Genomic DNA, 24,998 nt, shown 5'->3' with positions numbered 1-24,998 from the left:
CCTGTTTTGTGTATCCTCTTACTTCAACGTCACACTCACATTGTCAATCGTGATGTCATGAGCCCCGAGTGGCGACCCTTCTGTGCGTCCCATCAAGAACTTCAATCCTGTGACATCTGTTACCGGCATCGTCACTTCAAACGTGTACGTGTTCGTTTCTGGTGTGACCGCTACGACTTCGCTCAAATAGCGATAGTACCCGACATTCTCTAACGTCACTTCGAATGAACGAGCGATTGTAGAAGATGCATCGAATTGGACGACGTACGTTTGATCTTGTTGTAACTCGAGACCGCCTTGTTCTATGAGGACACTCCACGCTTCGTTCCCTTCTTGCGTAATTGAGATACGTGCCGCCTCATTCACCGCTTCGACAGCAGCCTGTGCGTCAAAGTGGACATAGGAGCCCCAGTTGGTGAGACCTTCTGTGAATGCACCGTTTTTAAGTGGAGACGGGTCGATATAAACCGGTGCGACATCGCGCAACTCGACGTCATCGATTTCAATCACACCTTTTTCAGAACCGAGAATGAACTGGAGTTGACTCATGAGGTCCGTTCCGGCTTCCATCGTGAACGGAATTTCATACGTATCGAATGCTTCAGATAGCGCGATACGCTCTAGCGGAAGGTAGGCATCCTCATTCGCTCCGTTCAATCCTACTAGCAGACCGTCTATACGCTCTGCTCGTGCTTTGAAGCGAAGAACATATTCATGTCCCTCTTGTAGCTGAATGCCTTGTTGCACCAATGTGGCGGGTGCTCCTTTTTTCTTGTTCGTTTCAAAACGGAAGAGACGCTCTACTGGGTCGACTGTTCCTGTCCCTTTCGTGACACCTGGGTCGAACGTCCAATACGTCATACGATCCATCGCACCTTGGTCGAACGTGCCGTTATATACGTGATTTCCGTCGCCAAGCATCGGTTTCGTTGCATTCGGATTGAATGTCTCACGAGGCGTCTGCTCGACACGGACGTTCCCGATTTGGACACCCGACGTGCTGAGTCCGACGTTGAACTCGAGACGTGCCGCAAGATCCGTTTCTTCTGTCATATCGAATGTCATCGAGTACGTTTGAACGTCTGTCGTCAAATCGAATGACCCTTCATCAGAATATTTTGCATAGCCTCGGTCCGGACCCCCACCGACTTTAACGGCAATCGAACGCGCGGCATCCGCCTTAGCGTCAAACGTCACTTTATAGTGGCCACCTTGTCCGAGCGATACGTTTTGAATCAATTGATGCGAGTATGGTTGGCTTCCTGCTTGATCAATCGAAATGTCAGCAAAACGTGACCCTGCCAAGTCGATCACATCGATGGAACCGACGCCACCAAAGTCAGGAAGCGCCACGTAGTTCCAATACGTCGGGTTGAGCGCCTGCGCACCGTTCGTTACCGTCGTAATCGGTTCAGTGTAGTCTTCGTCATAGACGAGGTTCCCGTCTTCTAAAGGTTGTTTCGCACCTTCCGGTAACACGACTTCCTCATCCGAGTACGTCGGCTCGACAGCATCGCGATACTTCCCGTTCTTCAAGTCAAAGACGCGGACGTAATCGACTTCCATCTCTGCCGGGAACGGTGTCGTCTCGTCAACATCCCCATCGAACCATCCACCGACCGCCAAGTTCATAATCAAGTAAAAATCTTGGTCGAATGGTGCAGGGTAGCTATATTTCGATGCTTTGTTCGCTTCTTTCGCATACCAGTCATTTTGCGTTTGATAGAGCTGACCGTCTACATACCAACGAATCTCACCTGGTTCCCACTCGACCGCATATGTATGCCACTTGTCGATGCCGTCACCTTCTGCGAAGTGATAATCTTTCCCCGTATATTTGTTGTTCGGCCACGTTTCTCCGTAGTGAATCGTGCCAGCGACTTTATCTGGCTGACTGCCCCACGATTCCATGATGTCGATTTCACCTGATGCGGCCCAACCACCGTAGCGGTCTTCTTCTGGCAGCATCCAAAACGCCGGCCACAGTCCTTTACCGGTTGGAAGTTTGGCTCGCATTTCATAACGACCATATGTCTTACCGAACGTCCCCTTCGTCGTCAACTTCGCCGATGTGTAATCATAGGTACCGAATTGATCCGATGCTTGTTCTTTCTTTGCACGGATGACGAGCTTCCCGTCTTTCACGAAAGCGTTTTCGTTTTTGTCCGTGTAAAATTGCTTCTCATTGTTTCCCCAACCGGCAGCGACTGGATTTCCGTCTTTGTCGACAATCCAGTTCCCCGTTTCAAAATTCCATTTCGAGTGATCGATTTCAGACTTGCTAAACTCATCTGACCAGACAAGTTTCCACTTAGCGTCATCGGCTTTTGAACTCTTTTCAGCCGGCACCTCTTGTGGCAAGGATAGGGCAAGGCCTGTCCCGAGTGCGAGTGCAACCCATTTCTTCATCGTGCGTCCTCCTTTAGGATAAATGATTGTCATATGTCAGTCCGTACTTTTGAAAGCGATTTCCGAAAGCGCTTTCGATAAATCCATTATAGATTTTTCTTTGCTAAAACTTCAACCACTTTTCGGAAGTGAAATCAAACTGACACATAAAAAAGCACCGACTCACGTCGATGCTTCCCTTAGTTCCCAATTCGAAAATGTCACGTCAAAACCTGTCGCATTCACATCCGGACTACAGGCATATGGACCGATGCGTAATGTCGATACGTCATGGAGATGGGCAATGCGAAGCTGTTCACGCATACCGTCACCATATTCAAAGAAAATCTCCACATCTCCATCTGTATACACGATTTCAAACGTCAACGGATTGCGAACCATGTCATTTGAAAAATCACGTGTCGACCAATCTGAATAGCCAAACGAGGTGACGACTGCGCCAAGATGGGACGGTCTATCCGGAATGTACTCGACAGACGTCTTGATCCAATGGTCATCGTTCACATATAAGACGATCCCGGCCTGATCATATGTATGGCTCGGTTCCATCTGGATTGTCGCCCGACATGTGAATCGTTGGGTTTTGACGTCTGTTAGTCGTGCATGCGCCGTCATGCGGTTAAATCCGTAATGTGTATTTCGCCAAAAGTCTGTATCTGGCAGCGTGCGAAAAGTGAGCGGTTCAAATCCGTTCACGCTATTCGGTTCATTTATCCACTTGTACGTATGCATGATGATCAATCCCTCCCCATTGACCTCGCATGGCAAACAGTAACGGTATCATCGGTGTGTGATACGGTATGAATTCATGCTGTTGAATCATCTGCAGAATTGTCGCCTCATCCGCCCATTTCACGGCCTGTACTTCAGATTCTTGAAGCGTCAGCTCATTCAAATCCACTTCCATTTCGACCAAATAAATATCGTCAAACCCTTCGTCAAAATTGACTGTCAGGTGCGGTCGCGTCTGGGATAGATCAAGCTTGAGTCCAATCTCCTCTTCGAGCTCCCGCATGGCGGCTTGCTGGCTTGTATCTCCTACCGTGGCACTTCCACCGACTGTGATATCCCACATGTTGGCCCAACCATCCTTGAACGGTTGGCGCTGTTGAATCAGCATCTCGCCCTTCTCGTTAAAGATACACACGTGAATCACAAGGTGATACTCGCCTTCTGGCAATCGACTTCCTCGTTGCCACGTGCGACCGGTCTTTTCTCGGTCGACCGTATAGACGTCCCAAAATTCCATTCGATACTCCCCTTTATGTTGCTGCGCTAGATGCCGCTGCTTGATCTGCTTTCGCGCAATCGATTGCTACGACGATAGAGATAAGAAGGTGCTCCATCTCCGGTTCTTCGACACGAATCTCGTAACTATCGCCCCATGAGAACCATTTCTTTTGTACACTTCCGATCGAATGTCCGTTCTTCGTCACATCAAAATCCATGTCCCACCAATCTCCTTGGACATCGATCCCGGCTGCATCGATTGAATATTTCGGTTTGAAAAACGAGAACTCTTTCGAGATGGTCATCATATCTGTGCCGTCCACTTCCACAAAAAATTTCGGTAAAAAACTGAACGTCTTTTTCGTGATTGTCGTGACCGTCTGATCGTTCGTATCTTTGATTTCGAATGATTTTGGAAACTTCATAAAGCTACCTTCGATGAAATATTTGTCATGTCCGTCCGCATCCTTGATGGTGAAACGTCCGCGTAAGCTAAACACTTTTTGTTTCATGTAGAGCGTGTGCATGATGATCCCTCCGATTTGTTGTAGTCCTTTACTTACGAGTCCAATCCAGAAATCGATTCACTTATAGCGAAGCCGTCTCCTTTGAAACGATATCGAGAACTTCTGCCAAGTGATTCACAACGTAATTCGCTTCTTGTAACTCTACTTCTTGTGCGAAGTCAAAACGACAGCCGATTGAAATGAGTCCGATCGCTCGTGCAGCCGAGATATCCGATAATCGGTCACCTACCACGAAGCCCTCCTGCAGTTCATACTTCTTCACGATTTCAGCCACCAAATCGCCCTTATCCAACGTGTCGATTTGTTGAATGCTATAAGTTTCTGTGATCCAACGATCCAATTCATAGTGCATGACGATGGCTTGTAAATAGTCCACCAAACCATTGCTTGCGACGAAGATGGAATGCCCTATTTGATGCAATTGTTCAAACAGTTCGAGTACCCCTGCATATAATGCTCCATTCCCGATTTCAATGTTTTTGATGAGTCGTGTTAAGAAATAGGCATCGACCTCTTCTCTAGTTTGCTCATCGTATTGTGGGAGCAATGTGTTCCAAACAACAGGCAATGGTACGCCCATAATCTTTCGGTATTCGTCAATCGGTGTCGGCCCATCCCATTCTCCATTTTTTCGTAGGTGTTCAAACGTTTCAGCCAACGCCAACTCTAAAATCAAATCTGTCCGAAACAATGTTCCGTCCATATCAAAAATCACTGCGTGTTTCATCCGCTTCCCCCCTCGTTAATCGAATCATGGTTGTCTGTCTATCATACGACAACCTCACAATAAAAAAACTACGCAGGAATTCCGCGTAGTCTTAGCATATTCCCTTACTTATTTGATTTTCCCTTTATTCTTCAACAAGTTGAAGATTCGTTTCGCCTGATCGGTGTTATCACTCATGCCGACGAACTTCTCTTGTTGTGGTCCGAACGCATATACCGGCACGTCGTCACCCGTATGACCGTCCGTCGTCCAGCCCGTTCCCGAACGCTGATCGAAGATTTTCTCGATGGCATTGTCGATTTTCGTGACGTCATTCGTCTCAGCCGCTTTCTTCACAGAAGTAATTTCTTCAGACGTCAATTCCAAATCAATGTTCTCACGTAAGACAGCTTCTACGTCCGCTCCAGCTTCGATTTCTTTCGCCATGAAGTCCGGTGTGCGTTTCGCTGCTTGAATCGGTGTCGGATCCCAGTTATAGTTCCCGTCCGCCCCGATTGAAATGCCGCCAGTCGAGTGATCCGCCGTCACAACGACTAACGTTTCACCGTTTTCTTTGGCGAAGTCACGAACGACCTCAAACGCTTGCTTAAAATCCTTCATCTCGCTCATTGCGCCGACGACATCGTTGTCATGTCCGGCCCAGTCGATTTGACTTCCTTCTACCATGAGGAAGAATCCATCCTTGTCCCCTTTCAGTCGATCGAGAGCGGACGTCGTCATGTCCGCGAGGCTAGGTTGTTTCTTGTCACGGTCGATCATCTTGTCCAATCCGACTTCCGCGAATAGACCGAGTACCTGTTTGTTATCGTCCTGCTTCATCTCTTCTGCTGACGTGACGTAACTGTAGCCGTCTTTTTGGAACTGCTTGGCGATATTCCGGTCTGAGCGTTCGAAGAACTTCGTTCCGCCCCCGAGCATGACGTCGACTTTGTGTTCCCCATCAATCAAATCATCATAGTAATCATTGGCGATCGCATTCTCACTCTTACGTTGCTCCTCGTGCGCGCCGTAAGATGCCGGTGTCGCATGCGTGATTTCTGACGTCGCGACAAGTCCTGTCGACATACCGTTCTCTTTCGCTTGTTCGAGTACCGTTTTCACGTCTGTCTTGTCATTATCAACGGCAATCGCGTTGTTATATGTCTTCACACCCGAACTCATCGCCGTTGCGGCCGCCGCCGAGTCGGTCACGTTCTCCGCATCGTCTTCAGGATACGTCGACTGCATGCCCACCAAATGTGGATCGAAGGCAGTCGGTTCCATCTCCACCGTCTCTTCATTGTCGTTCATGTAACGAAGTGCTGTCGTATACGGCACGCCCATCCCGTCCCCGATCATAAAGATGACATTTTTCGCCTTATGATTCTTTGAATCCTTTGCTGCTTCTGCTTCGTTTTGTTGTTGAACACCAACGATTCCCCCGAGCGCAAGCGTCGACACGACTGCGAGTGGAACGAACTTCTTCATTGTCTTTTTCATCTGTAAACCCTCCCGAATATGTGCTACTTCTGTAGCCTAACGAACTTTTGTAAAGATACATTTTCAGAATGAATACAGCCCTGTATGGTTTTTGTAAATGCCGCCATTTCAACAACATAAAAAGCCTGACTCTCTCGTCAGGCCTGTAACGCTGTATGAACAAAAGTATGCAAAGCCTCTTGGCTCGTGATGTGTTCGTTGCACGTCTTACTGTCGGCACATATATATGTGCCAATGGCTTTGTAATAGTCCGGATTTTTCGCTTGTTTCGCTTTCGTGATCGTAACGCAGTACGTCACATCCGTGAACTGATTACAAAAGGCACATATATTTTTCTTCGTATTCGTACTCGGTTTACATGCAATGCCAATCAATTGACCTTCGTATTGGCAAATCATCAACTTTTGATCGGAACGTCCATCATTCCAACTCAAATACGTGAGTCTTCCAAAATCAACATCGGATAACTCCGGCAAGCGCAGCTTCTTTTGTTTCGGGAACAAACTCTTCAGCTGCTCGGCAGAAATAACGGGAAACGGTTGAACCCATTCTCGTAATTGTTGCATGTATTCGTCGAACGCTTCGTTCGTCTGTAGCGTCTCGAACTGTAACAGCTTCAGTTGTTCAGTCGTCGCTTCAGGGAATGCATACATCACTTTCGATTGTGCCAAGTCGATGACTGCTCGCAAGACAGAAGGCGGCAGGCTTTGCGTTCGACTCCCTTTGACGAGCGTCACTTGTTCTTTGATGAGATTATATTGTTCGTTTTGAATAAATGGATCTGACATTTTGTCGCCCCCTTCCTCCATCTTCAGTTTACAGGAAACGATGCTTCCTTACTGTGTACACTTTGATTAAGAAACATAGTCGACCTAAAAAGGTACGACTAGCGAACTAGTCGTACCTCCTTCATCTCGAGCGGTATACAATCTTTCGAATCGTATGCGTCGCCAAATGATAGGACTTGGCCAGATTTTCGATTCGCTCTCCATTCCGAAACGCTGCGCGTATGGCTTCGTTTCGTTCATCAAGTAATTGTTTTCCACCGTTGACCGACCCCCATTTCCGTTTCGTGTCAGTCGGGGTCGGCACATATAACGTTTCACCTTGTACGTATTGTTGCACCTCTTGCAACAATCGTTCTGGCAGGATTTGTTGCGCATTGACGTACTTCATCATACCTCGCTCCTTATTGAATGAATCCAATCCGATAAGGGAGCAAAGCCAAGTGGTTTACGTTAAAATCAAGCGATCAAGGTATTCGTTTCGCCCCATGCAAGTGATCGCCTTTCGTCCAAATGGCTTTGCATGAGTGCGTGAAGACCTAGAAAATCGAAGCCGATTTTCCACGGGTATGCGCCTCCTTTACGATGTGTCGTTCTTTCGATTATACAGGATTCAATGAATCGGCAAAAGGGCGGCTCAGCCGTTCTTCATACTGAATTCATCTGCGAGCTTGAAGGACACGTCCTTCACTTCTAATCCGCTTAACGCGAAATAGAGCTGGAGATAATTATGTTGGTTCAAGAAGAAGACCTGCTTCGTCTGCGTCACCCATTCTCCGTCCGTCCCATTAAACGTGAACGTCGCACCCGGGATATTGTTCGCAAATAATGTCACCGGCATCTGTGCCAACTCTCCCGCGTTCGAACGGGCAGTCAACGTGATGTCATACGTCCCCGTTTGGTCGACCGAGATGGCGAAGACGTGTGTGTTCCCTGTCGAAGTATCGATTCCTGACAAACCCACATGTTCCCCGTTTTCGAGATGTTGGTAGTCCAACTCAAATGTATCCTGTTGATTCATCTCATCCTCAAAGCCGAGCACCTCGACGGAACCGTCATGAATCCCGAGAAGACGCTCCATCGCCGGTGATTTCAAGATGAACGTACAAATGTTGCGCGCGCTCCGCAACAACTCGCCCCGTGTGACAATCCCTTCTTCGAGTGATGCCATCGTGTTATCCTCGAACGAGTTGAGGTCCGGACGGTCGACGACCATGTACAAGTCGTTTTGTGAGCGAACCATCGCTGCCGTATTTTGACGATTGGCCGACTCATCCTCACGGAAGTTCACTTTTGCCCACCAGTCTGTCATGACGATGCCTTCAAAGCCCCACTCATCACGTAAGATACGCGTATTTTGATCGTATAGACCAGCCGTCCAGATCCCGTTGACCGCGCCGTATGTCGTCATGATGGACGATGCGCGTCCTTCTTTCACCGCCATCTCGAACCCTTTCAAATAAATCTCGCGTAACGCCCGCTCCGAGACGACCGAGTCGATATCGTGACGATGCGCTTCTTGGTTATTGGCGCTGAAGTGTTTGAGCGTTCCCGTCACCCCGACACGATGCATGCCGTTCAATTGAGCGACCGCCATCTTCCCAGTCAAATGCGGATCTTCCGAGAAATACTCGAAGTTCCGTCCGTTCAACGGGTTACGGTGAATGTTCATCCCGGGTCCGAGCAACGTATCGATGCGGTTTTTCCGCATCTCGAGCCCTGTCATCTCGAACAAGTCTTCGACGAGATCGACGTTGAACGTAGAAGCCAAGAGTGTGCCGTTCGGAAGCGCGAACGCCTTCGTTCCGATATCCATGCGAATGCCTGATGGACCATCGGCACAACACGCCGCTGGAATCCCGAGTTCGTTCAATCGGTCGGACACACCACCGAACGCCGCTGCCGTCCCCGGCGTGACACGCGGTGAGTTCATCCCTTGTCCGCGAACGATTGTCGCCAAATCCTCATCTGTCAATTGATCTAAGAATGTGTCAAGTGACGCCTTTCCATGATACACATCGCTTAATTTGATACCTTGGTCACCCGTGAACACTCTAGTCTCAGGGCGTTCTTCCAAATAACGTGTCTCGACGTCAACGGCGCGAAGCGGCGTCGACTCGTAGCCCACTTCAAATCCCTGTTCGCCTTGAATTGGTTTCATCCGTTCGAACGGGAGGACAGGCGCCATATTTTCGCTTAACGTCTCGAGGACACGTTGCTCCTGTTGCTCGACTTCGAGAGCGAGTGTAGCCGAACGCACATCCGTTCCGACGTACAACCGATACGTTCCTGCCTCTAAAACGAAGCTCGATTCATAACCCGTCACGCCAGAGTCGTCATAGCTCGCAAAGTCAGTCATGTGGACGTTGAAAGAAAGGATTTGGCGCTCGCCCGGTTCAAGAAGCAAGGTTTTCTCGAACGCCACCAATGACCGGAACGGATTCCCGAGCTTCCCTTGCGGTTTCTCGACGTAGAGTTGGACGACTTCTTTCCCATCGCACTCACCCGCGTTCGTCACTTCCACCTCGACCGTCAGGACACCATCAGTTTCTGCGGTATGCTTTACCCCCGTTTTGAACGTCGTGTAAGACAGTCCGAATCCGAATGGATATAAGACATCCTCCTTCGCGAACGTTTCGAAGTAGCGATAACCGACATAGATGTCTTCTTGATAAATGCCTTTATCTGCATGACCAAAGTTCTTCGTCGACGGATAATCTTCAATCGATTGAGCAATCGTATCCGTCAGTTTCCCGGAAGGACTCACATCTCCGACGAGCACGTCGACGAGTCCTTTTCCACCTTCCATCCCACCTTGCCATGCATAGAGGATGGCACTCGGCTCCTTCGCCCACTTCATGTCGATGATGTTCCCAACGTTCAACACGACGACCGTCTTGTCGAAGCGTTTCGTGACGCGCTCGATCATCGTATGTTCGATATCCGTCAATAAGTAACTACCCGGATCGGCCGTGTTGTCACGGTCTTCTCCTGCCGTACGTCCAATCATGATGAGGGCGACATCTGATTCTTGTGTCGCCTGTTCGACGAGTTCGTCCGTTACGTCCATCTCCTGTTGCGACCACGGTTCACCGGCCCAACCGACACCTTGGTCGAATGGATTCTCCTTCACCCATTCCTCATACGTCGCATAGAGCGATTCATTGATATGAATATCTGGACGCTCGCGCAATGCTTCGAGCGGCGTCGTGACATGTCCGACGTTCACCATCCCGCCTGAGCCCGTACCGCTCTTGTAGTAATGGAACTGGCTACGACCAAATACGGCGAGCTTCGTCCCTGACTGTAATGGGAGGGTCTTCTGTTCGTTTTTGACTAACACGACACCTTCCGCGACCGCTTGACGTGCCAATTCCTCATAACGAGTCCAATCCAATGTATACTGTTTCATTTCGTCAGCTCCTTAAGTCCTTTTGCGATTACATTCATACAATCGTCTGCCTGTGGATAGTCTCCCAACTTGTCCATGAAGGCATGGTCCATCCCCCGATATTGAATGAGGCGTGTCGGGACACCCGCTCGTGCCAGTTTCCGCGCATACGCCTCCCCTTCGAGTCGTAAGTAATCGTACTCCGCCGTCACAATCAAAGTCGGTGGTAGGCCTGAGACATCGTCTGCGAATAATGGTGAGACGAGCGGATGCGTGACATCCACCTCCCCTTGAAGATAGAGGTCATTTAAGAGCGAATCCGAGTCGGCGAGGGCGAGCACAACACCTCGAATTAGGTCGTGATGATGCGAGATATCATAAGCATCGAGCGCCCATTTAAAATCATCTGTCGGAATCGAACCCAGATTGACGACGGGATAGACGAGCGCTTGATAACAAATGCGTCCTTCCCCTCGTTCTTGCTCCATCAGACAGCAAGCCGTTGCCAAATTACCGCCAGCACTATCCCCTGCGACAGCAATTTGATCACGAAGGACGTTCAACTCCGTCGCGTTGGCATATACCCATTCCAAAGCGCGGTAACAGTCATTCAATCCGGCCGGGAACGGATGCTCCGGGGCGAGACGATAATCGACGGAGAGGACAACCGCGTTCGCTCGTTCCGAAAGCAATTTACAAGGATTCTCAACCGTCTCGAGCGTGCCTCCGAAGAAACCGCCACCATGGAAGAAGAGAATGGCTGGGATGGCTTCAGTATGATGCGGACGATACAGACGAACCGGGATGTCACCGTCCTCACTAGGAATCATGAGATACTCGGTTTTGATATCAGTCGTCGTCTGATCCCGGTTCGGCCACCCCATGCCGGCACGTGCCACCTCGAGGTCAAATGCTGTATCCGGTTCATCGTGTGAAGAATGATTTGTGGTCAACGTCGCAAAAACACGTGGGTCAAGGTCGCCGGTACGGTCTGCATCCGGTATGGGTTTGATGACGGTTTCGAGGTGGTTTGTTCTCGTAAGTTGCTGATGCTGATTCAAATAATCCATGAGATTTTCATAACTGTGTTTCAATATGTAGACCCCTTTCACCAGTACTTATTTTTATATGAAATTGGCTTTCCTAATGCCTTTCGGTCTATAATGGACTGTATTGCAAATAGACATTGAAATTTTCTGAAGCAGAAGTTTTCACGAAAGAATGAGGTTACCCATGAACAAACAGCAATTTACTGATTATCGCCTGAGCGACGAGATCACGCGCGCATTAGGCATTATGAAATACGAATCACCGACTGAAGTACAACAGCAGGTCATCCCGCGTGCGCTCGAGCGTGAAGACTTAATCGTCAAAGCACAGACCGGAAGCGGAAAGACAGCTGCTTTCGGAATTCCGGTCATCGAGCTCATCGACTGGGCCGAAAACAAACCCCAAGTGCTCGTCTTGACACCGACACGCGAACTCGCCGTTCAAGTACGGGAAGACATGACGAACATCGGACGTTTCAAACGAATCAAAGCGACTGCCGTCTACGGGAAAGAACCGTTCTCGAAACAGCGTGAAGAGTTGAAGCAAAAGACACATATCGTCGTCGGTACGCCAGGTCGCGTCATGGACCATATCGAGCGTGAGACCCTCTCACTCGACTGCGTCGAATACTTGATCATCGATGAAGCGGACGAGATGCTCAACCGCGGCTTCCTCGCTGACGTCGAGAAGATTCTTCAACAGTTGCCGAAAGACCGCGTCACGATGGTCTTCTCTGCGACATTCCCACAAGATATCGAACGTCTCTGCCAGAAGCATATGAATGCTCCGGCACGTGTCGCGATCGAATCGACCGGCATGACCGCTTCGACAATCGAGCACCGCCTCCTCCCTGTTCACCGGAACGAGAAACTGGCTGTGCTTCAAGACATCACGGTCGTCGAGAACCCGGACAGCTGTATGATTTTCTGTCGGACGAAAGAGAACGTCGACACGGTGTACGCCGAGCTCGACAAAGCCGGTTACTCGGCTGAACGCCTTCACGGCGGACTCGAGCAAGAGGACCGTTTCGCCGTCATGAACGGATTCAAGATGGGTAACTTCCGCTACCTCGTGGCGACAGACGTCGCAGCACGTGGAATCGATGTCGACAACGTCGAGCTCGTCATCAACTATGACGTTCCTGTCGAAAAAGAAAGTTACGTGCACCGGACAGGTCGTACCGGACGTGCCGGCAAACAAGGAACGGCGATCACGCTCATGACCCGTCAGGAAGAACGTCTCATCAACGCGATTGAATCATACGTTCAATTCGAGATTCCGATGATCGATGCGCCGACAGAAGCGGAAGTTGCGGCTAACCAAGATGCCTTTGAGCAGAAGTTGAGCGGACGACGCGTCGTTCGAAACAATAAGACAGCTCGTATTAACCAGGACATCATGAAGCTTCACTTCAGTGGCGGGAAGAAGAAAAAACTTCGCGCCGTCGACTTCGTCGGAACAATCGCCAAAATCCCTGGCGTATCCGCTGACGACATCGGAATCATCACAATCAATGATCAAATGACTTACGTCGATATTTTGAACGGAAAAGGTTCGATTGTCCTTCAAGCGATGGAGACGACGCCGGTCAAAGGGAAGAAATTAAAAGTAAGCAAAGCGCGTAAATAATACAACTCTAGCCTCAAAGATGATATTCGTCTTTGAGGTTTTTTGTTGTTTCATAAATTCCGAAAGCGCTTTCGATAAACACTAAAAAAAATATAGCTTTTAGAAAACGTTTTCACCTGCATCATACCTGTATCAAAGATTGAATTCAACCTTCCTCACTCGATTGTCAAAAAAGAGCCCAAGGTTTACGCCTCGGACTCTTAGCTTGAACGTTCACTCGTGAACACTACAACATACTCGATTGGATGTATCGCTATCTTGATTAGTCTAATGATTCTTCAGAGATGAGCTTGAACCCTTCAATCTCCGTCTCCTCTTCCACTTCAATCAACAAGCACGGTTTCCCCTTATAGTTCACCTGCTTCACATATTTCAAGTCTTGCGGACTGACGGAAATATTGGCCACTTTCGTATTAATTTTAATCGACTTTGACGTATACTTCGGAACGACACTCGTCGCTTTCATCTCATATTTCGTATCGTCGACGACTTGCTTGAACGCCTGCTCGACTTTCTCCGTCGTCACATCTTCCACGCCACTCGCCCGTAAGACGACCTCGACGGCACGGGAGTCGAGCATCGCTACCCTCTCTTCTTCCTGTTCGTTCTCTTCTTCGGCGACAATGATTTGATTGATCTCATCATAAACGGTCGCGAGAGTCCGGGAATTGACTTCTTCTCCGATGACCGCTTTGACCACTTCTTCGAAGACCGCCTTCTCTTCCACTGCCGTGACAATCTCCGAACCGTTCAACACGTTTTCAATGAACGTCATATCCGGTTGATGCGCTTTGTGTGCCGAATAAAGCACATGGTTCACATCGGCTGCGTTATCCGTGAAGCACGGGAATAAGAATCCACCGATCGGCGCCTCGAGTTTGATGATCGGATTCACAATCAGGCTGGCTTTGAACTCCCGCTCGACGAAGTCAAAGACGAGTGATTTTTTCGGAAGCTCTGTCGGGCTGATGCTGCCGAGGATGAACTTCGTCGTATACACCTCATCGTTCGCGTGAATCTCAGACTCTTCCGAGTACCGGTTCGTCGGCTTATTATAATTCCCCCGGATGAACGTCACGACCATATCCTTCTCAAACGGCGTGTCTTTCACCATCTTCAACGCGATGCGTTGCATATAGTCCGTCCAGACGTCGGTCTCTTCCGTACGAAGTCCTTCATACAGCAAGCCTTGCGTATGGTCGACCTGACCTTCCTCAGGATATTGGAACTTCACTTCGAACAGTTTTTCATCAAGTTTTCCACCGAGCACTTTTTTGAAGTTCGTCAAAAACAGCTCCTGCTGCTCTTCTTCTAAGAACGGGAACGGACGCAACTCTTCGTAATAAATCTCATTCGTTTCCTGTCGGATGTAAATCGTATATAAGTCAGCAATTTTTAGCTTTGTCGCATTTACTTTAAACTGTCGGCGAATCGCCGCAATCTCTTTCTTGTTCATTCCATCCACCTCTTCTTTTCTCTCCATCCATGTCACCCATTATACCAGTCCTGATCGCTCACTAGTTCCAAAGAAATAACACCGGATTGTCCATTAATGCTAGAGAAGGATTTGCGATAGTCTTTCTAATCATTTTGCAGATTTTCACACTTTTTCAAAATCGTCCTGTGTATGATCAAGTTGAATTTATCGCGTGATGTTTGTCTCACTAGTTGTTTGATGAAAGGTTGCCCACTTGCTCGACAAGTGTTCATTCCAAATACATAGTAGGAGGCTTTATATGTTGAAGAAACTTATGTCTGTCGCACTTGTCGCCTTGCTCGTCTGGATTTCCGCATCGTTTGACGCTACACCAGTCTCTGCTTTCCCACCGAACATCCCATCGAAAGCGGACGCGCTCACGAAACTGAATGCCCTCACTGTCAAAAATGAAGGGTCGATGACGGGGTATAGTCGTGACCTCTTCCCGCACTGGTCGAGTCAAGGAAGCGGTTGTAACACGCGTCACATCGTCTTGAAACGAGACGCTGACTCGGTCGTCGACGAATGTCCGGTTGCGACTGGCTCATGGTACAGTTACTATGACGGAATCACGTTCACCTCAGCCTCTGACATTGATATCGACCACGTCGTTCCGCTCGCTGAAGCATGGCGCTCTGGCGCAAGCAGCTGGACGACGACAAAACGTCAAAGCTTTGCGAACGACTTGAACGGTCCTCAATTGATTGCGGTGTCCGCTTCATCGAACCGCTCAAAAGGAGACCAAGATCCGTCGACATGGCAACCCCCTCGCACCGGCGCTCGCTGTGCGTATGCGAAGATGTGGGTCGAAACGAAGAGTCGTTGGGGCTTGAGCCTTCAATCAGCGGAGAAGTCAGCACTCACGACAGCCATCAATGCTTGCAGTTACTGAGTTAGAAAAGGAGTCTTCGAATGAACGAAATCACTTCGATCTTTAAGGCAACCCACGGTGTCATGACGGAAGAAGTCGGTGTCATCAGTGGTGAGTTGGAACTGACGACGGCGTGTCAGGAAGATGGTTCCTTGACACTCCACATCACGTACGTCGGAGCGAAAGATGTATATACGCTCCCCGGCAGTCCCTATCAGCTTCATGACCCGAACGATCATACTGTCATCCATCAGATGCTCGTGAATGTTCTCGAACGGACGTAAAAAGAAGGAGTTGATCACTCGATTTGAGTGACCACCTCCTTCTTTTACTTTTTTATCATTTTTACAATGGATCGGATGACAAGATATGTCACACCGAAGACGAACGCCACTAAAAGAAGACTTGCACCACCAATGATTCCGAATGTGAACATGTTTGTACCTCTTTTTCATTTTCTGAATTAGAACATGATGAAGATAACATATTTTCCCATCCTTATGAACCATGACTAGTTTTGTTGTTGCTTCCGATTGACCTCTCGAATAATCGCGAGTGCCTCTTCATAAGACTGTCGCAACTCATCCGGCATGTCTTCGACATACTCCCCAGCACGTACTCGGATCGATTCTTCTCGCATAAGCGCTTCGATATATGCGTCATATTCGTCAGCAGTCAACACGTCACGTGCAGCAGGCTGATCGTTCAATTGATCGAAGTATGGCTGAAGATCAGCAAGTGCCTGCTTCACTTCCGCTCGTTCCGCCTTCGGAATCGCTTCATAATCGACATTTCCGTTCGTATTTCCATAAGCGATTCGCGTATCCGTGAAGGTGCTCAGACCTCGCTCGAACTCTTTATATTCTGCCTCACCCAATACTCCTTTCGCTTGATTCAATTTGGCGTCCAATAACAAGTATTTCTCTAAAGTAGCACTGACGATATGTACTTTCATCTCGCCAAACGAACCGTATAACTCATCCGCCAAGAGGGATTGATAAGCGAATGCACCAGTAGGGATGAGTAGTGCCGCTGCGATTCCGACCGTCATCAACCGCCGACGGATAAATCCTGGTTCCCGGCGCATTTCTTGTTTCGCTCGCTTCACACCTTGGCGCCCCCGCTCCCGTAGCTCACCCGGAATTTCGATGTCTGCCAACACTCGCTTCATCTCACGATCCATAGCAATCAGCCTCCTTCCATTCTCGTCTCAATTTATCGACGGCCCGATACAAGGTTGTCTTCACCGTACCAATCGGCCATTCTAATAAATCTGAGATTTGTTGAAACGTGTAGTCCTGATAATATTTCAGCACGACCACACTGCGTTCATCCTCATGAAGAGAATCCATCATATCAGCGAGTGTCATCGTTATCGCGTAATCCGTTTCCGCAATTCCGATTGACTCTTCAAACTCCGGCTTCAATTGAATCACATTTTGTCTCTTCTTCATGACATCGAGCGCACAGTTGATGGTGATCTTCATCAACCACGTCTTCAAAAATTGTAGTTCCCGTAACATCCCGATCTTTTTAAATGCTTGATAAGCGACTTCTTGTACGACATCGAGTGCATCGTCCGGATTTTTGACATATACGTAGGCCATCCGATATAGGTCGGCCTCGTAATGCTGAAAGATTTTTAAGAACGCTTGATCATTGCCTCGTTGCGCTTTTTGAATGAGACGTTTCATCGAACATCCCTCCTTTTCGTTTTTTCCCTTACACTTATTAGACAGGAAACGCATGCATTTGGCTTTACTCATTTGGAAAAAAATGAAAAAGGCATCTCAGAAGAGACGCCTTTGATAATTAACCGTTCTGATATTTTGTTAATAAGTCTTTCGGGATATGACAATAATCGTCCGGACAACGCGTCAGGCGGTCCTGATGCTCGTCCGCACTTCGCACATAGTTCGTGAGCGGCTTCACTTCAACAGCAATTCGTTCCGCATCCGATCGTCGATCAATAAACGCTTGCGCCTCCACCAAGTGTCGTGACTCCTCACTGTAGACGCCCGTCCGATACTTCTCGCCGACATCGATTCCTTGTTGATTGATGCTGTATGGGTCGATGATTTCAAATAAATAGTGCATCAATTTTTCGACCGTCACCACATCCGGATCGAACGTCGTTTTGACACATTCCGCATATCCGTCATATTCCCCATCCAACGTGTCCGTCGTTCCGTTCGCACGTCCCGCTTCAGTCGAAAGGACGCCAGGTAATGTCCTCACAAATTCTTGAACGCCCCATAGACATCCGCCCGCTAAATAGATTGTTTCGATTGGAATCACTCCCGTTCCATATTATCATCTTCATCTTGAATATACCCCAACCGCTTCAAATCTTCATAAACAAGCGTAGACAATAACGTTCGCCCGTCCCCATTCAAATGGTCCGGGTTATGGAAGAAGGATTGTTTGTGAATGAACCGTTCATCCCCCATGTAATTGAGGAAAGGAACATCTAAATCCAGCTTCTCTAGGTGCTGAAACACGAGACGTTCCATGATCGCTTCGTCAAAATACGCATGATACGATGAATGGACCGGCTCTATCGCTAAGACGACGCGATAGCCTTGCTTCTTGCAATAATCGATGATGTCTTGTAAATATGCCATATTCTCTTCAATCTCGTGATTGTTCACGGCATTCTCATATTGGGCGGCGACTTCCTCATACTTACGCTCGGAATAGTTCAGCCCCCCATTCTCCCATGGCTTATGCGCATCGAAGCGAAAATCTCGGATTTCCCGGGAAATGGCGGCGTACGCGCTCCCACTGTTCAGTGCAGGGAAGCGTTCGTGTGTATAGTAGTTGAACCAACTGACCGACTCCAAGTCTTCCCGTTCCAAGACGCGATAGTAGTTTTCTTTCCGACCGACGTTCGAATTGCTGAAGGTGATTTGTGATAACGACACAATCACGACCCCACCTGGCTTCAGATGTTCATCGTATTCTTTTAACATCTTCAAGTCATATTCGATTGGCTGACTCGGTAACGCCAAATCCAGATGCGATAATCCAAGCGACTTGAATGAATACCCGTACATCGCATGGGACGTCCCCAAATTGATGATGTCGACCGGGTGAGGGTCTTGCTTGAAGGCAAGGACAGCTCGGTTATTATTATATTCCCACGACTCTTTCACGAACTCGTTGACGGGAATGAAGATTGCGATGATGACGAGTAATACGACACCTATTTTGATTCCTAAACGCTTCATGCTAATTCCTTTCCATCCATCTTAGAACCCACCGTATACAAATCCTTGGCTCGACACGCCAAATAAGAACGCTGAGATAATCAAGAACAAGTTGATGGCCACACTCGTCACGGCAGACTGACGTGCCATCCAATCCCAAGCCGAACCTCTCGTCCGCTCGATATGTTGGAACAGATGAACGACGACAAAGACGACGAGGAAGATGATCAAATCGAGCAATGAGAAGATTTGAATCGCCTGCAACATGCCTGACGGTGCCCATGAAGAAGGCGTCACGTACAGTTTGGCATGCGAGAACGCCTCCGCCATGGAGTGCGACTGGAAGAAGACACGTGAGAAACAGACGAGCTGGAACGTGATGGCGATTTTCCACCACCGATGCAGTGTCGGCACACGGTCAAATCCGACCCATGACGCCATTTTTTCACGTTGTTGTTTCGTATGATCTCCGAAGACGCGATAGATTCCATGAATGAGTCCCCATAAGACGAAGTTCCATGCGGCTCCGTGCCAAATTCCACTTACTAAAAATGTCGCAAGGATGGCACCATAAATTTGTTCGCGTTTCTTCTTTCCTTTCGCGAGTGGCATGAAGATATAATCCCGTAGCCACATCGAAAGCGTGATATGCCAGCGGTTCCAGAAGTCGGCAATCGATACGGCGAAGTGCGGTTGCTTGAAGTTTTCCGATAAGCGAATCCCGAGTAAGCGTGCACAGCCGATCGCGATGTCACTGCATGCCGAGAAGTCCGCGAACAATTGAATCGAGAACAACATCGTCGCGAGCACAATCTCCGAACCGGTCGGGTCCGGGCTATTGAACACACTCGCGACAATCGGGGCCAACCGATCGGCAATCAATGTCTTCTTGAAGAAACCCCAAATGATGCGCTGGATGCCATAGCTGATGTTGTCGTAGTCGAGATGTTGCTCCGTCTTCAACTGTGGCAACAGTTTTTTCGCCCGCTCGATCGGACCCGCCACAAGTTGCGGGAAGAAGGCAAAATAGACCGAGAAATAGCCATAATGACGCTCCGCCTTTTGCTTCCCGCGCGAGACGTCCACCACGTAACTGATGGCCTGGAACGTATAAAAGGAAATCGCCAACGGTAAGACGATTTCTCTATACGGGACGTCATAATCAAATCCGCTCCATGCGGCGAACGAACGGAGCGAATCATTGACGAAATTAAAATATTTGAACCAGCCGAGGAAGAAGACGAGCACCGAGACACCGACCCACATGAGCCGTTTTTTCTGTTCTTTCCTCTCTTGCTTCTCGATCAAAATCCCGATGACGTACGTAAAGGCAGTACTGATCAGCAGGAGCGGGATGAATTGAACGCTCAACGTGGCGTAAAAGACATAGCTCGCCAACAAAAGGAGCACCCACCGGTATCGATGTGGAACCACATAGTACGTTCCGACGATGAGGGTTAAAAATAAGAGAAATTCAATCGAAATAAAAGTCATATTTACCACCTGATGTTATGAAACTTGACGATGTACCGATTCCTGACAATCAGGTGGTCACAAGTTCTCGCTTCGGCAATGCAGCATAACGAATCTTCCCGAACGCATTCCGCGGAATCTCGTCAATCTGCATCACCCGAACACCTTTCACCTTGATTTGTTCTTTGATGATTTTTTGAATGCATGCGACGTCATCTTGTAACGTATACACGTATAGCTGGTCGTCTTCCCCGGCACAGACGCAATCATGTCCATGCTCTCGAAGGAGCGCCTCGACTTCGTCTAGGCTGATTCGACTGCCATACAGTTTGATCATGCGCTTGATTCGGCCGACGATGAAGAAATATCCATCCTCGTCGCGATACGCCATGTCACCTGTTCGTAAAACACCGTGATTGTCATCACCTTTTGAAAGGTCCGCTAACGAGGTCGCATACCCAAACGACACGTTGTCGCCTTGATATACCAACTCGCCTGTCACGTTCGCCTCTTTGATGTCATTTCCGGCTTCGTCACGCAACGTGAGCGATCCACCAGGGATGGCAATTCCGATGCTACCTGCTTTTTTCGCATGCATCCGATCCGGTAAATACGACATCCGGGCCGTCGCCTCCGTCTGACCGTACATGATGAAAAATTGAATCCCTTTCTCTTCACATACCGTTGCGAAGTGCTGCGCAAGCTTCGGATCTAACTTGCCACCGGCTTGTGTCAACTTCTTCAGACTTGGGAGGTCGTACGTCTCAAACTTCAATCGTTTCAGCATCTCATAATGAAACGGGACCCCACCAAACGTCGTCGCCTTTTCGGCACGACACAGTTCCCAAAACTCCTTTTGAACGATCGAACGGTCTGTCAGGATGAGGGTCGCCCCTTTCAACAGATGACTGTTGATGATGGAGAGTCCATACGAATAGTTCATCGGAAGTGTCGTGATTGGTTTATCCGTTTGATCGATGTCGAGATAGTCGATGATCGATGTGGCGTTCGCTGATAGGTTCTTATAAGTGAGGCGGACAAATTTCGGGCTTCCTGTACTCCCAGAAGTCGTCAACAAAAGAGCCAATTCATCATGAAGTAAATGGTGAGCTGCTGCTCCTGTTTCAAATAAAGCGTAGCCGCCATATCCATAGAAGGCATCCAACGAGTTCGCCAAATCCTCCCTCGTCTCAGGAGCCCATACGTGAGTTGGTTCATACCGATCCATCAGCTTCTGTAATTGTTCTACTGGAATATCTTCATCGAGCAAGACCGGGACGACCCGTCCACGGAGAAAGCCGATATATGCGAAGAGCGACTCGACTCGGTTAGCACATAAGCAGAAGACGAGCGACCGTTCGCCGACTTCTTGACAAATCGAGTCCCCGACTTCCACCATCTCTCTATATGAATAAGAGCGGTCCGCATAGACCGCCTCACGATTCGTGTACTGCTCGAGTGTTTGAAAAAGCATCATGATTGGATGTCCACACCGAGGCGTTGCAACAACGCAATACCAGACTGATACGAATGGAACTCTGTCATTTCATCCGAGTCAATATATACGTCAAACGCGTCCTCGATTTCGGCGATGAGGGTCATATGTCCAATCGAATCCCACTCTGTCGATTCCCCAAGCTTCATCTCTTCAAGGACCACATCGTCCTCTAGTTCCAATCCATTTCGAAATGCCATGTTATATGCTTCAAGCATGCTCATTGTATTCATCCTTTCACATTCACTCAACCTTATTCGATTCCATCTATTCTTATCAACTGATAATGATAATCATTTGCCTTGTGATTCTATCACAATTTTTCGAAATCCTCAATTCTTCATAGGAGATAAAGCTTGAAGTTGAGCGATTTTTTGCATGAAAAAGACCACATCGTTATGATGCAGTCTCAGGAGATGATAAAACATATTCGAGTTGTAAGTCGAGTGGTTCTGCCTCGTAGACTTCTGGCACGATTTCTTCGGCAAACGTACATCCCATCGCTTTGTAGAAATGATACGTATCAACGGCCGGATTCGCCCCGATGTATAGTTTTTTCGCACTCCGTTCGATTGCTGCCTGACAGACACGTTCAAATAATCGCATCCCGATTCCCTGACCTCGGCAAGGACGACTCACATGAATGAAACCCAAATTCAAATACTGGCCTTCCGTTCCGAGCGGTTGTCCGTTCAGTCCGGCAAAGCCAAGTAACGTCTTGTCATTTTGGATTGCAACAACAACTCCGCCACGATCGATGTAGTAGTTGAGAATCTCGATGACCTGTTTCTTTTTCGCATCGTCCCATTCATCAATATAGTACTCGTCTTTTTGATAAAGCTCACCATTTGAATCCACGGCATAGATGCGATGCGTTTCCTGAAAACGTTCGAAGGTGTTTAGAAAGTTTGGATCTAGTCGATTTGTTAGGAGGTGAATCGTAGCGTTCATCGTAGTCTCCTTGTGGTATAAAAAATTTGTAAACGATTATTTGAACTCGATTGCCACCGTTTCATAACCGCTATTCTTTAAAAACTCTGTCAAGAACGCTTCAATGCGCTCGTCTGCCTCTGTCAGCAAACCTTGATCGATCTTAGTCTTTTCCATTTTTGCCTTCTCTTTATTGATTTCATCAAAAATCAATTGCGAGGGGTAGTCAGAAAAAAGTGTCCCTTTTACATCTGTCACTACAGCATCATCTGTATTCGCTACGTTGTCCAAAATGGTTGAGTGAGGTACAGTGACAGTCAATTTCTCAGTCGTGTCATTGTAAGAGACCTCCATGCTAGAGAGGTCCGTACCCGCCTTGAGGTATCCTGAGTATTCAATCAGCTTGATTGCTTCCGCTAGTTTGACATCTTTTAATCCGATCAACGATACGGATGTCGTGTTTCGACTGACAATGACGTTGCTGTATTCATACTTTAACGTTGTCAACTCCGTCAATTCGACGAGTCGATCTTTGACGAGCGATACATCAGCCTGTTGATTAGTTGAAAATACACCTGGCTTGATCACTACAATCGCAATGACACCAATCAAGACGAGTGTGAGTAAAACAAATGAAACTCTTCCAATCATTCTTTTCATAATCAATCTCCTTTTAATGTATTCAAGTACCTTCTAAAATTATGTAACGAATCCTTCATATACATATTATACCTACTTTAATTCCATAAATTTAATTTTTATTCAATTAAATTAGTTTTTTCAAATAAAAGAGTAGATGGTTTGAGACCCATCTACTCACTCAGTATTATTCGTCTCCAAATGCTTTTTAGTTCAGTAATCATGCTTGAGATCCGAACAAATATCATAAACAATGTTCATCGTATGAATTCTTTAAAAATGTTACTTAACTCTTGTGGAGTTTCTTTCATGCCAGTCTTCATCCACCTTTTTACAATGCTTGCTAATGAATCCGCGTATACCGCATTCGCATAAACTTCTGCTTTTTCAGATACATTGCAATTCTCATAAATTTGAAAATCTGTACAAAGTAAATCGAAATGTTCCTCAAAGCGATTTAAAATCGGAAGTAAATCATTTTCTTTTAAGAGATTTAAAAACTCGATGTTGTCACTCCATATTTCAAAATACAACGTATCGAAATCAAGTTGCTCCTGTTTCGCTTCTGTTGAGGCAAGTTGAATCCTCTGTCGAAATATATGATACATATGATAGGTTAGTACATCTTCTTTCGTATCAAAGTGAGCATAAAATGTATTTCGCGCCAATCCCGCAGTTTTAGTAAGTTCTGATATGGTGATATTCGTAAAATTCGTTCGATGCATTAATTCCAACATAGTATCCACTAAAAGATTGATTGATCTCTTAGAATTCGTGTTTATTGGTTTTTGTTTTAGCATAAGTACTCCTTAATTTGTACAAAATGAGGGATTTGTATAAATACCTCTCTACTTATTGACCTAGCGTCTACACTAACATTATATTGCAGATATATTATTTGAGCAATTGTTCAAATAAAAGCATATGCTCAAATTAAAGGTTATTTAAATTCTAAAAATAGTAGGAGGGTTACCTATGAAAACAACAATCATTCTTGCTCATCCATGGCATGGTAGTTTCAATAAATCTATTATGGATACAACAATTGAACAGTTAGTCCGTCGGAAAAAAGATTACCAAATCATTGACTTAAATAAGGATCAATTCAATCCTGTATTAAGTGAATCTGATTTATCTCTTTACTCGAAAGGTCAATCCCAAGATCCCTTAGTGAATCAATATCAGAAGATGCTAAGTGACAGTGATGAGTTAGTTTTTATCTTCCCTGTTTGGTGGTTTGATGTTCCAGCCATTTTAAAAGGTTTTTTTGACAAGGTCATGTTAAAAAATTTTGCCTATGTAGAGGAATCTACTGGATTGAAAGGATTACTAACTCATATTAAAAAAACCACTGTCATTTCTACTTCTGAAGTGCCAACGTGGTATTTAAAATTTCTGGCCGGGAATCCCATTGAAGGGACTCTTATTCGTAGAACATTCAAAGGGATTGGACTTAAAAATGTGAAATGGTTGAATAGTCCGTTTACGAGTAGTGGGAAAGATCATCGAAGAAAAAGATTTTTAGATAGAGTAGCGAAGCGTATTTCAGTGTAATCTACAGTGCACAACCAAACTTTTTGTGATTCATATATCATCCATGACCTCAAATTTTGTTTTAATAGCCAGTAGCAACATAAATTTGAGGTCCAACTTAGATGATTTTCATGAATAGTCACG

Annotated in this window: 25 protein-coding genes; 4 read left to right on the top strand and 21 right to left on the bottom strand. The window is 47.2% G+C overall.

Going from position 1 to position 24,998, the window contains the following annotated elements; all coding sequences use genetic code 11:
• Positions 1-18: 18 nt before the first annotated feature.
• The 10 genes from IRJ25_RS10725 to IRJ25_RS10680 all read right to left on the bottom strand — a co-directional run bounded on the left by IRJ25_RS10725 (position 19) and on the right by IRJ25_RS10680 (position 11,618).
• Positions 19-2,409 carry a carbohydrate binding domain-containing protein gene (locus IRJ25_RS10725; RefSeq protein ID WP_269318263.1) on the bottom strand — a complete coding sequence of 797 codons (2,391 nt, stop codon included), beginning with the start codon at positions 2,407-2,409 and terminating at the stop codon, positions 19-21.
• 162 nt (positions 2,410-2,571) lie between these two features.
• Positions 2,572-3,141 (bottom strand): DUF1349 domain-containing protein, encoded by a 570-nt coding sequence (locus tag IRJ25_RS10720; protein ID WP_264093147.1) that lies wholly within the window; start codon positions 3,139-3,141, stop codon positions 2,572-2,574.
• Positions 3,116-3,658: an NUDIX hydrolase gene (locus tag IRJ25_RS10715; RefSeq protein ID WP_214784528.1), complete on the bottom strand. Its 543-nt coding sequence runs from the start codon at positions 3,656-3,658 to the stop codon at positions 3,116-3,118. The genes IRJ25_RS10720 and IRJ25_RS10715 overlap by 26 nt, the downstream gene beginning before the upstream one ends.
• A 13-nt stretch (positions 3,659-3,671) precedes the next feature.
• Positions 3,672-4,166 (bottom strand): LURP-one-related/scramblase family protein, encoded by a 495-nt coding sequence (locus IRJ25_RS10710; protein ID WP_214784532.1) that lies wholly within the window; start codon positions 4,164-4,166, stop codon positions 3,672-3,674.
• 61 nt (positions 4,167-4,227) lie between these two features.
• Positions 4,228-4,893 carry an HAD family hydrolase gene (locus IRJ25_RS10705; RefSeq protein ID WP_269318262.1) on the bottom strand — a complete coding sequence of 222 codons (666 nt, stop codon included), beginning with the start codon at positions 4,891-4,893 and terminating at the stop codon, positions 4,228-4,230.
• A 108-nt stretch (positions 4,894-5,001) separates the two neighbouring features.
• Entirely contained in the window at positions 5,002-6,372 is a 1,371-nt protein-coding gene (locus IRJ25_RS10700) for an alkaline phosphatase (protein WP_269318261.1), read from the bottom strand.
• A 137-nt stretch (positions 6,373-6,509) separates the two neighbouring features.
• The gene (locus IRJ25_RS10695; protein WP_214784541.1) at positions 6,510-7,160 is read right to left on the bottom strand and encodes a FusB/FusC family EF-G-binding protein; all 651 of its coding nucleotides are present in this window, start codon (positions 7,158-7,160) and stop codon (positions 6,510-6,512) included.
• A gap of 121 nt (positions 7,161-7,281) precedes the next feature.
• Positions 7,282-7,551, bottom strand: a complete 270-nt coding sequence (locus IRJ25_RS10690; protein WP_441316669.1) for a CD3324 family protein — start codon at positions 7,549-7,551, stop codon at positions 7,282-7,284.
• Between the two features lie 243 nt (positions 7,552-7,794).
• Positions 7,795-10,569: a glycoside hydrolase family 3 protein gene (locus IRJ25_RS10685; RefSeq protein WP_214784547.1), complete on the bottom strand. Its 2,775-nt coding sequence runs from the start codon at positions 10,567-10,569 to the stop codon at positions 7,795-7,797.
• Positions 10,566-11,618 (bottom strand): alpha/beta hydrolase, encoded by a 1,053-nt coding sequence (locus IRJ25_RS10680; protein WP_441316671.1) that lies wholly within the window; start codon positions 11,616-11,618, stop codon positions 10,566-10,568. Before IRJ25_RS10680 ends, IRJ25_RS10685 begins: the two co-directional genes overlap by 4 nt.
• Before the next feature lie 163 nt (positions 11,619-11,781).
• Here IRJ25_RS10680 and IRJ25_RS10675 point away from each other — a divergent pair, with 163 nt between their 5' ends.
• Positions 11,782-13,227, top strand: coding sequence for a DEAD/DEAH box helicase (locus tag IRJ25_RS10675; RefSeq protein WP_214784551.1), 1,446 nt, complete (start codon positions 11,782-11,784; stop codon positions 13,225-13,227).
• Positions 13,228-13,489: 262 nt separating this feature from the next.
• Here the strand turns inward: IRJ25_RS10675 and IRJ25_RS10670 are convergent, their stop codons facing one another.
• Complete coding sequence (locus IRJ25_RS10670) at positions 13,490-14,683, bottom strand: DUF4317 domain-containing protein (protein ID WP_015880257.1); 1,194 nt, start codon at positions 14,681-14,683, stop codon at positions 13,490-13,492.
• Positions 14,684-14,963: 280 nt separating this feature from the next.
• Here IRJ25_RS10670 and IRJ25_RS10665 point away from each other — a divergent pair, with 280 nt between their 5' ends.
• A complete protein-coding gene (locus IRJ25_RS10665; RefSeq protein ID WP_074035207.1) occupies positions 14,964-15,596 on the top strand; it encodes an HNH endonuclease family protein in 633 nt (210 codons plus the stop codon).
• A 20-nt stretch (positions 15,597-15,616) separates the two neighbouring features.
• A complete protein-coding gene (locus IRJ25_RS10660) occupies positions 15,617-15,859 on the top strand; it encodes a hypothetical protein (protein ID WP_031424128.1) in 243 nt (80 codons plus the stop codon).
• Positions 15,860-16,086: 227 nt separating this feature from the next.
• On the opposite strand, the gene IRJ25_RS10655 is transcribed toward IRJ25_RS10660, so the two are convergent.
• The 10 genes from IRJ25_RS10655 to IRJ25_RS10610 all read right to left on the bottom strand — a co-directional run bounded on the left by IRJ25_RS10655 (position 16,087) and on the right by IRJ25_RS10610 (position 24,121).
• Positions 16,087-16,758 carry a DUF3600 domain-containing protein gene (locus IRJ25_RS10655; RefSeq protein ID WP_264093152.1) on the bottom strand — a complete coding sequence of 224 codons (672 nt, stop codon included), beginning with the start codon at positions 16,756-16,758 and terminating at the stop codon, positions 16,087-16,089.
• Complete coding sequence (locus IRJ25_RS10650) at positions 16,748-17,269, bottom strand: sigma-70 family RNA polymerase sigma factor (protein WP_269318257.1); 522 nt, start codon at positions 17,267-17,269, stop codon at positions 16,748-16,750. The genes IRJ25_RS10655 and IRJ25_RS10650 overlap by 11 nt, the downstream gene beginning before the upstream one ends.
• A 118-nt stretch (positions 17,270-17,387) precedes the next feature.
• On the bottom strand, positions 17,388-17,864 hold the full coding sequence (locus IRJ25_RS10645) for a peptide-methionine (S)-S-oxide reductase (RefSeq protein ID WP_269318363.1): 477 nt from the start codon (positions 17,862-17,864) through the stop codon (positions 17,388-17,390).
• Between the two features lie 5 nt (positions 17,865-17,869).
• The gene (locus tag IRJ25_RS10640) at positions 17,870-18,805 is read right to left on the bottom strand and encodes a hypothetical protein (protein WP_269318256.1); all 936 of its coding nucleotides are present in this window, start codon (positions 18,803-18,805) and stop codon (positions 17,870-17,872) included.
• A gap of 21 nt (positions 18,806-18,826) precedes the next feature.
• Positions 18,827-20,278 carry an MBOAT family O-acyltransferase gene (locus tag IRJ25_RS10635; protein WP_269318255.1) on the bottom strand — a complete coding sequence of 484 codons (1,452 nt, stop codon included), beginning with the start codon at positions 20,276-20,278 and terminating at the stop codon, positions 18,827-18,829.
• 49 nt (positions 20,279-20,327) lie between these two features.
• Positions 20,328-21,734 (bottom strand): AMP-binding protein, encoded by a 1,407-nt coding sequence (locus tag IRJ25_RS10630; RefSeq protein ID WP_264093155.1) that lies wholly within the window; start codon positions 21,732-21,734, stop codon positions 20,328-20,330.
• Positions 21,731-21,976, bottom strand: coding sequence for an acyl carrier protein (locus IRJ25_RS10625; protein WP_214784567.1), 246 nt, complete (start codon positions 21,974-21,976; stop codon positions 21,731-21,733). The genes IRJ25_RS10630 and IRJ25_RS10625 overlap by 4 nt, the downstream gene beginning before the upstream one ends.
• A 172-nt stretch (positions 21,977-22,148) precedes the next feature.
• Entirely contained in the window at positions 22,149-22,703 is a 555-nt protein-coding gene (locus IRJ25_RS10620; protein ID WP_264093156.1) for a GNAT family N-acetyltransferase, read from the bottom strand.
• A 36-nt stretch (positions 22,704-22,739) separates the two neighbouring features.
• Complete coding sequence (locus IRJ25_RS10615) at positions 22,740-23,342, bottom strand: DUF4230 domain-containing protein (RefSeq protein WP_214784573.1); 603 nt, start codon at positions 23,340-23,342, stop codon at positions 22,740-22,742.
• Positions 23,343-23,578: 236 nt separating this feature from the next.
• Entirely contained in the window at positions 23,579-24,121 is a 543-nt protein-coding gene (locus IRJ25_RS10610) for a TetR/AcrR family transcriptional regulator (RefSeq protein WP_214784576.1), read from the bottom strand.
• 175 nt (positions 24,122-24,296) lie between these two features.
• Here IRJ25_RS10610 and IRJ25_RS10605 point away from each other — a divergent pair, with 175 nt between their 5' ends.
• A complete protein-coding gene (locus tag IRJ25_RS10605) occupies positions 24,297-24,875 on the top strand; it encodes an NAD(P)H-dependent oxidoreductase (RefSeq protein WP_214784579.1) in 579 nt (192 codons plus the stop codon).
• The last annotated feature ends 123 nt before the right edge of the window (positions 24,876-24,998 follow it).

The organism is Exiguobacterium sp. KJ 601 (genome assembly GCF_027161185.1).
Taxonomy (GTDB): domain Bacteria; phylum Bacillota; class Bacilli; order Exiguobacteriales; family Exiguobacteriaceae; genus Exiguobacterium; species Exiguobacterium profundum.
This window is presented reverse-complemented; position numbering and strand designations above follow the sequence as displayed.

Bases quoted from the DNA above. Each gene is read 5' to 3' on its own strand.
- IRJ25_RS10710 (WP_214784532.1), bottom strand. From the start codon at position 4,166: ATGCACACGCTCTACATGAAACAAAAAGTGTTTAGCTTACGCGGACGT.
- IRJ25_RS10715 (WP_214784528.1), bottom strand. From the start codon at position 3,658: ATGGAATTTTGGGACGTCTATACGGTCGACCGAGAAAAGACCGGTCGC.
- IRJ25_RS10655 (WP_264093152.1), bottom strand. From the start codon at position 16,758: ATGGATCGTGAGATGAAGCGAGTGTTGGCAGACATCGAAATTCCGGGT.
- IRJ25_RS10720 (WP_264093147.1), bottom strand. From the start codon at position 3,141: ATGCATACGTACAAGTGGATAAATGAACCGAATAGCGTGAACGGATTT.
- IRJ25_RS10610 (WP_214784576.1), bottom strand. From the start codon at position 24,121: ATGCTAAAACAAAAACCAATAAACACGAATTCTAAGAGATCAATCAAT.
- IRJ25_RS10640 (WP_269318256.1), bottom strand. From the start codon at position 18,805: ATGAAGCGTTTAGGAATCAAAATAGGTGTCGTATTACTCGTCATCATC.
- IRJ25_RS10630 (WP_264093155.1), bottom strand. From the start codon at position 21,734: ATGATGCTTTTTCAAACACTCGAGCAGTACACGAATCGTGAGGCGGTC.
- IRJ25_RS10670 (WP_015880257.1), bottom strand. From the start codon at position 14,683: ATGAACAAGAAAGAGATTGCGGCGATTCGCCGACAGTTTAAAGTAAAT.
- IRJ25_RS10615 (WP_214784573.1), bottom strand. From the start codon at position 23,342: ATGAAAAGAATGATTGGAAGAGTTTCATTTGTTTTACTCACACTCGTC.
- IRJ25_RS10650 (WP_269318257.1), bottom strand. From the start codon at position 17,269: ATGAAACGTCTCATTCAAAAAGCGCAACGAGGCAATGATCAAGCGTTC.
- IRJ25_RS10605 (WP_214784579.1), top strand. From the start codon at position 24,297: ATGAAAACAACAATCATTCTTGCTCATCCATGGCATGGTAGTTTCAAT.
- IRJ25_RS10620 (WP_264093156.1), bottom strand. From the start codon at position 22,703: ATGAACGCTACGATTCACCTCCTAACAAATCGACTAGATCCAAACTTT.
- IRJ25_RS10725 (WP_269318263.1), bottom strand. From the start codon at position 2,409: ATGAAGAAATGGGTTGCACTCGCACTCGGGACAGGCCTTGCCCTATCC.
- IRJ25_RS10705 (WP_269318262.1), bottom strand. From the start codon at position 4,893: ATGAAACACGCAGTGATTTTTGATATGGACGGAACATTGTTTCGGACA.
- IRJ25_RS10635 (WP_269318255.1), bottom strand. From the start codon at position 20,278: ATGACTTTTATTTCGATTGAATTTCTCTTATTTTTAACCCTCATCGTC.
- IRJ25_RS10695 (WP_214784541.1), bottom strand. From the start codon at position 7,160: ATGTCAGATCCATTTATTCAAAACGAACAATATAATCTCATCAAAGAA.
- IRJ25_RS10625 (WP_214784567.1), bottom strand. From the start codon at position 21,976: ATGAGCATGCTTGAAGCATATAACATGGCATTTCGAAATGGATTGGAA.
- IRJ25_RS10665 (WP_074035207.1), top strand. From the start codon at position 14,964: ATGTTGAAGAAACTTATGTCTGTCGCACTTGTCGCCTTGCTCGTCTGG.
- IRJ25_RS10690 (WP_441316669.1), bottom strand. From the start codon at position 7,551: ATGATGAAGTACGTCAATGCGCAACAAATCCTGCCAGAACGATTGTTG.
- IRJ25_RS10685 (WP_214784547.1), bottom strand. From the start codon at position 10,569: ATGAAACAGTATACATTGGATTGGACTCGTTATGAGGAATTGGCACGT.
- IRJ25_RS10680 (WP_441316671.1), bottom strand. From the start codon at position 11,618: ATGGATTATTTGAATCAGCATCAGCAACTTACGAGAACAAACCACCTC.
- IRJ25_RS10700 (WP_269318261.1), bottom strand. From the start codon at position 6,372: ATGAAAAAGACAATGAAGAAGTTCGTTCCACTCGCAGTCGTGTCGACG.
- IRJ25_RS10660 (WP_031424128.1), top strand. From the start codon at position 15,617: ATGAACGAAATCACTTCGATCTTTAAGGCAACCCACGGTGTCATGACG.
- IRJ25_RS10675 (WP_214784551.1), top strand. From the start codon at position 11,782: ATGAACAAACAGCAATTTACTGATTATCGCCTGAGCGACGAGATCACG.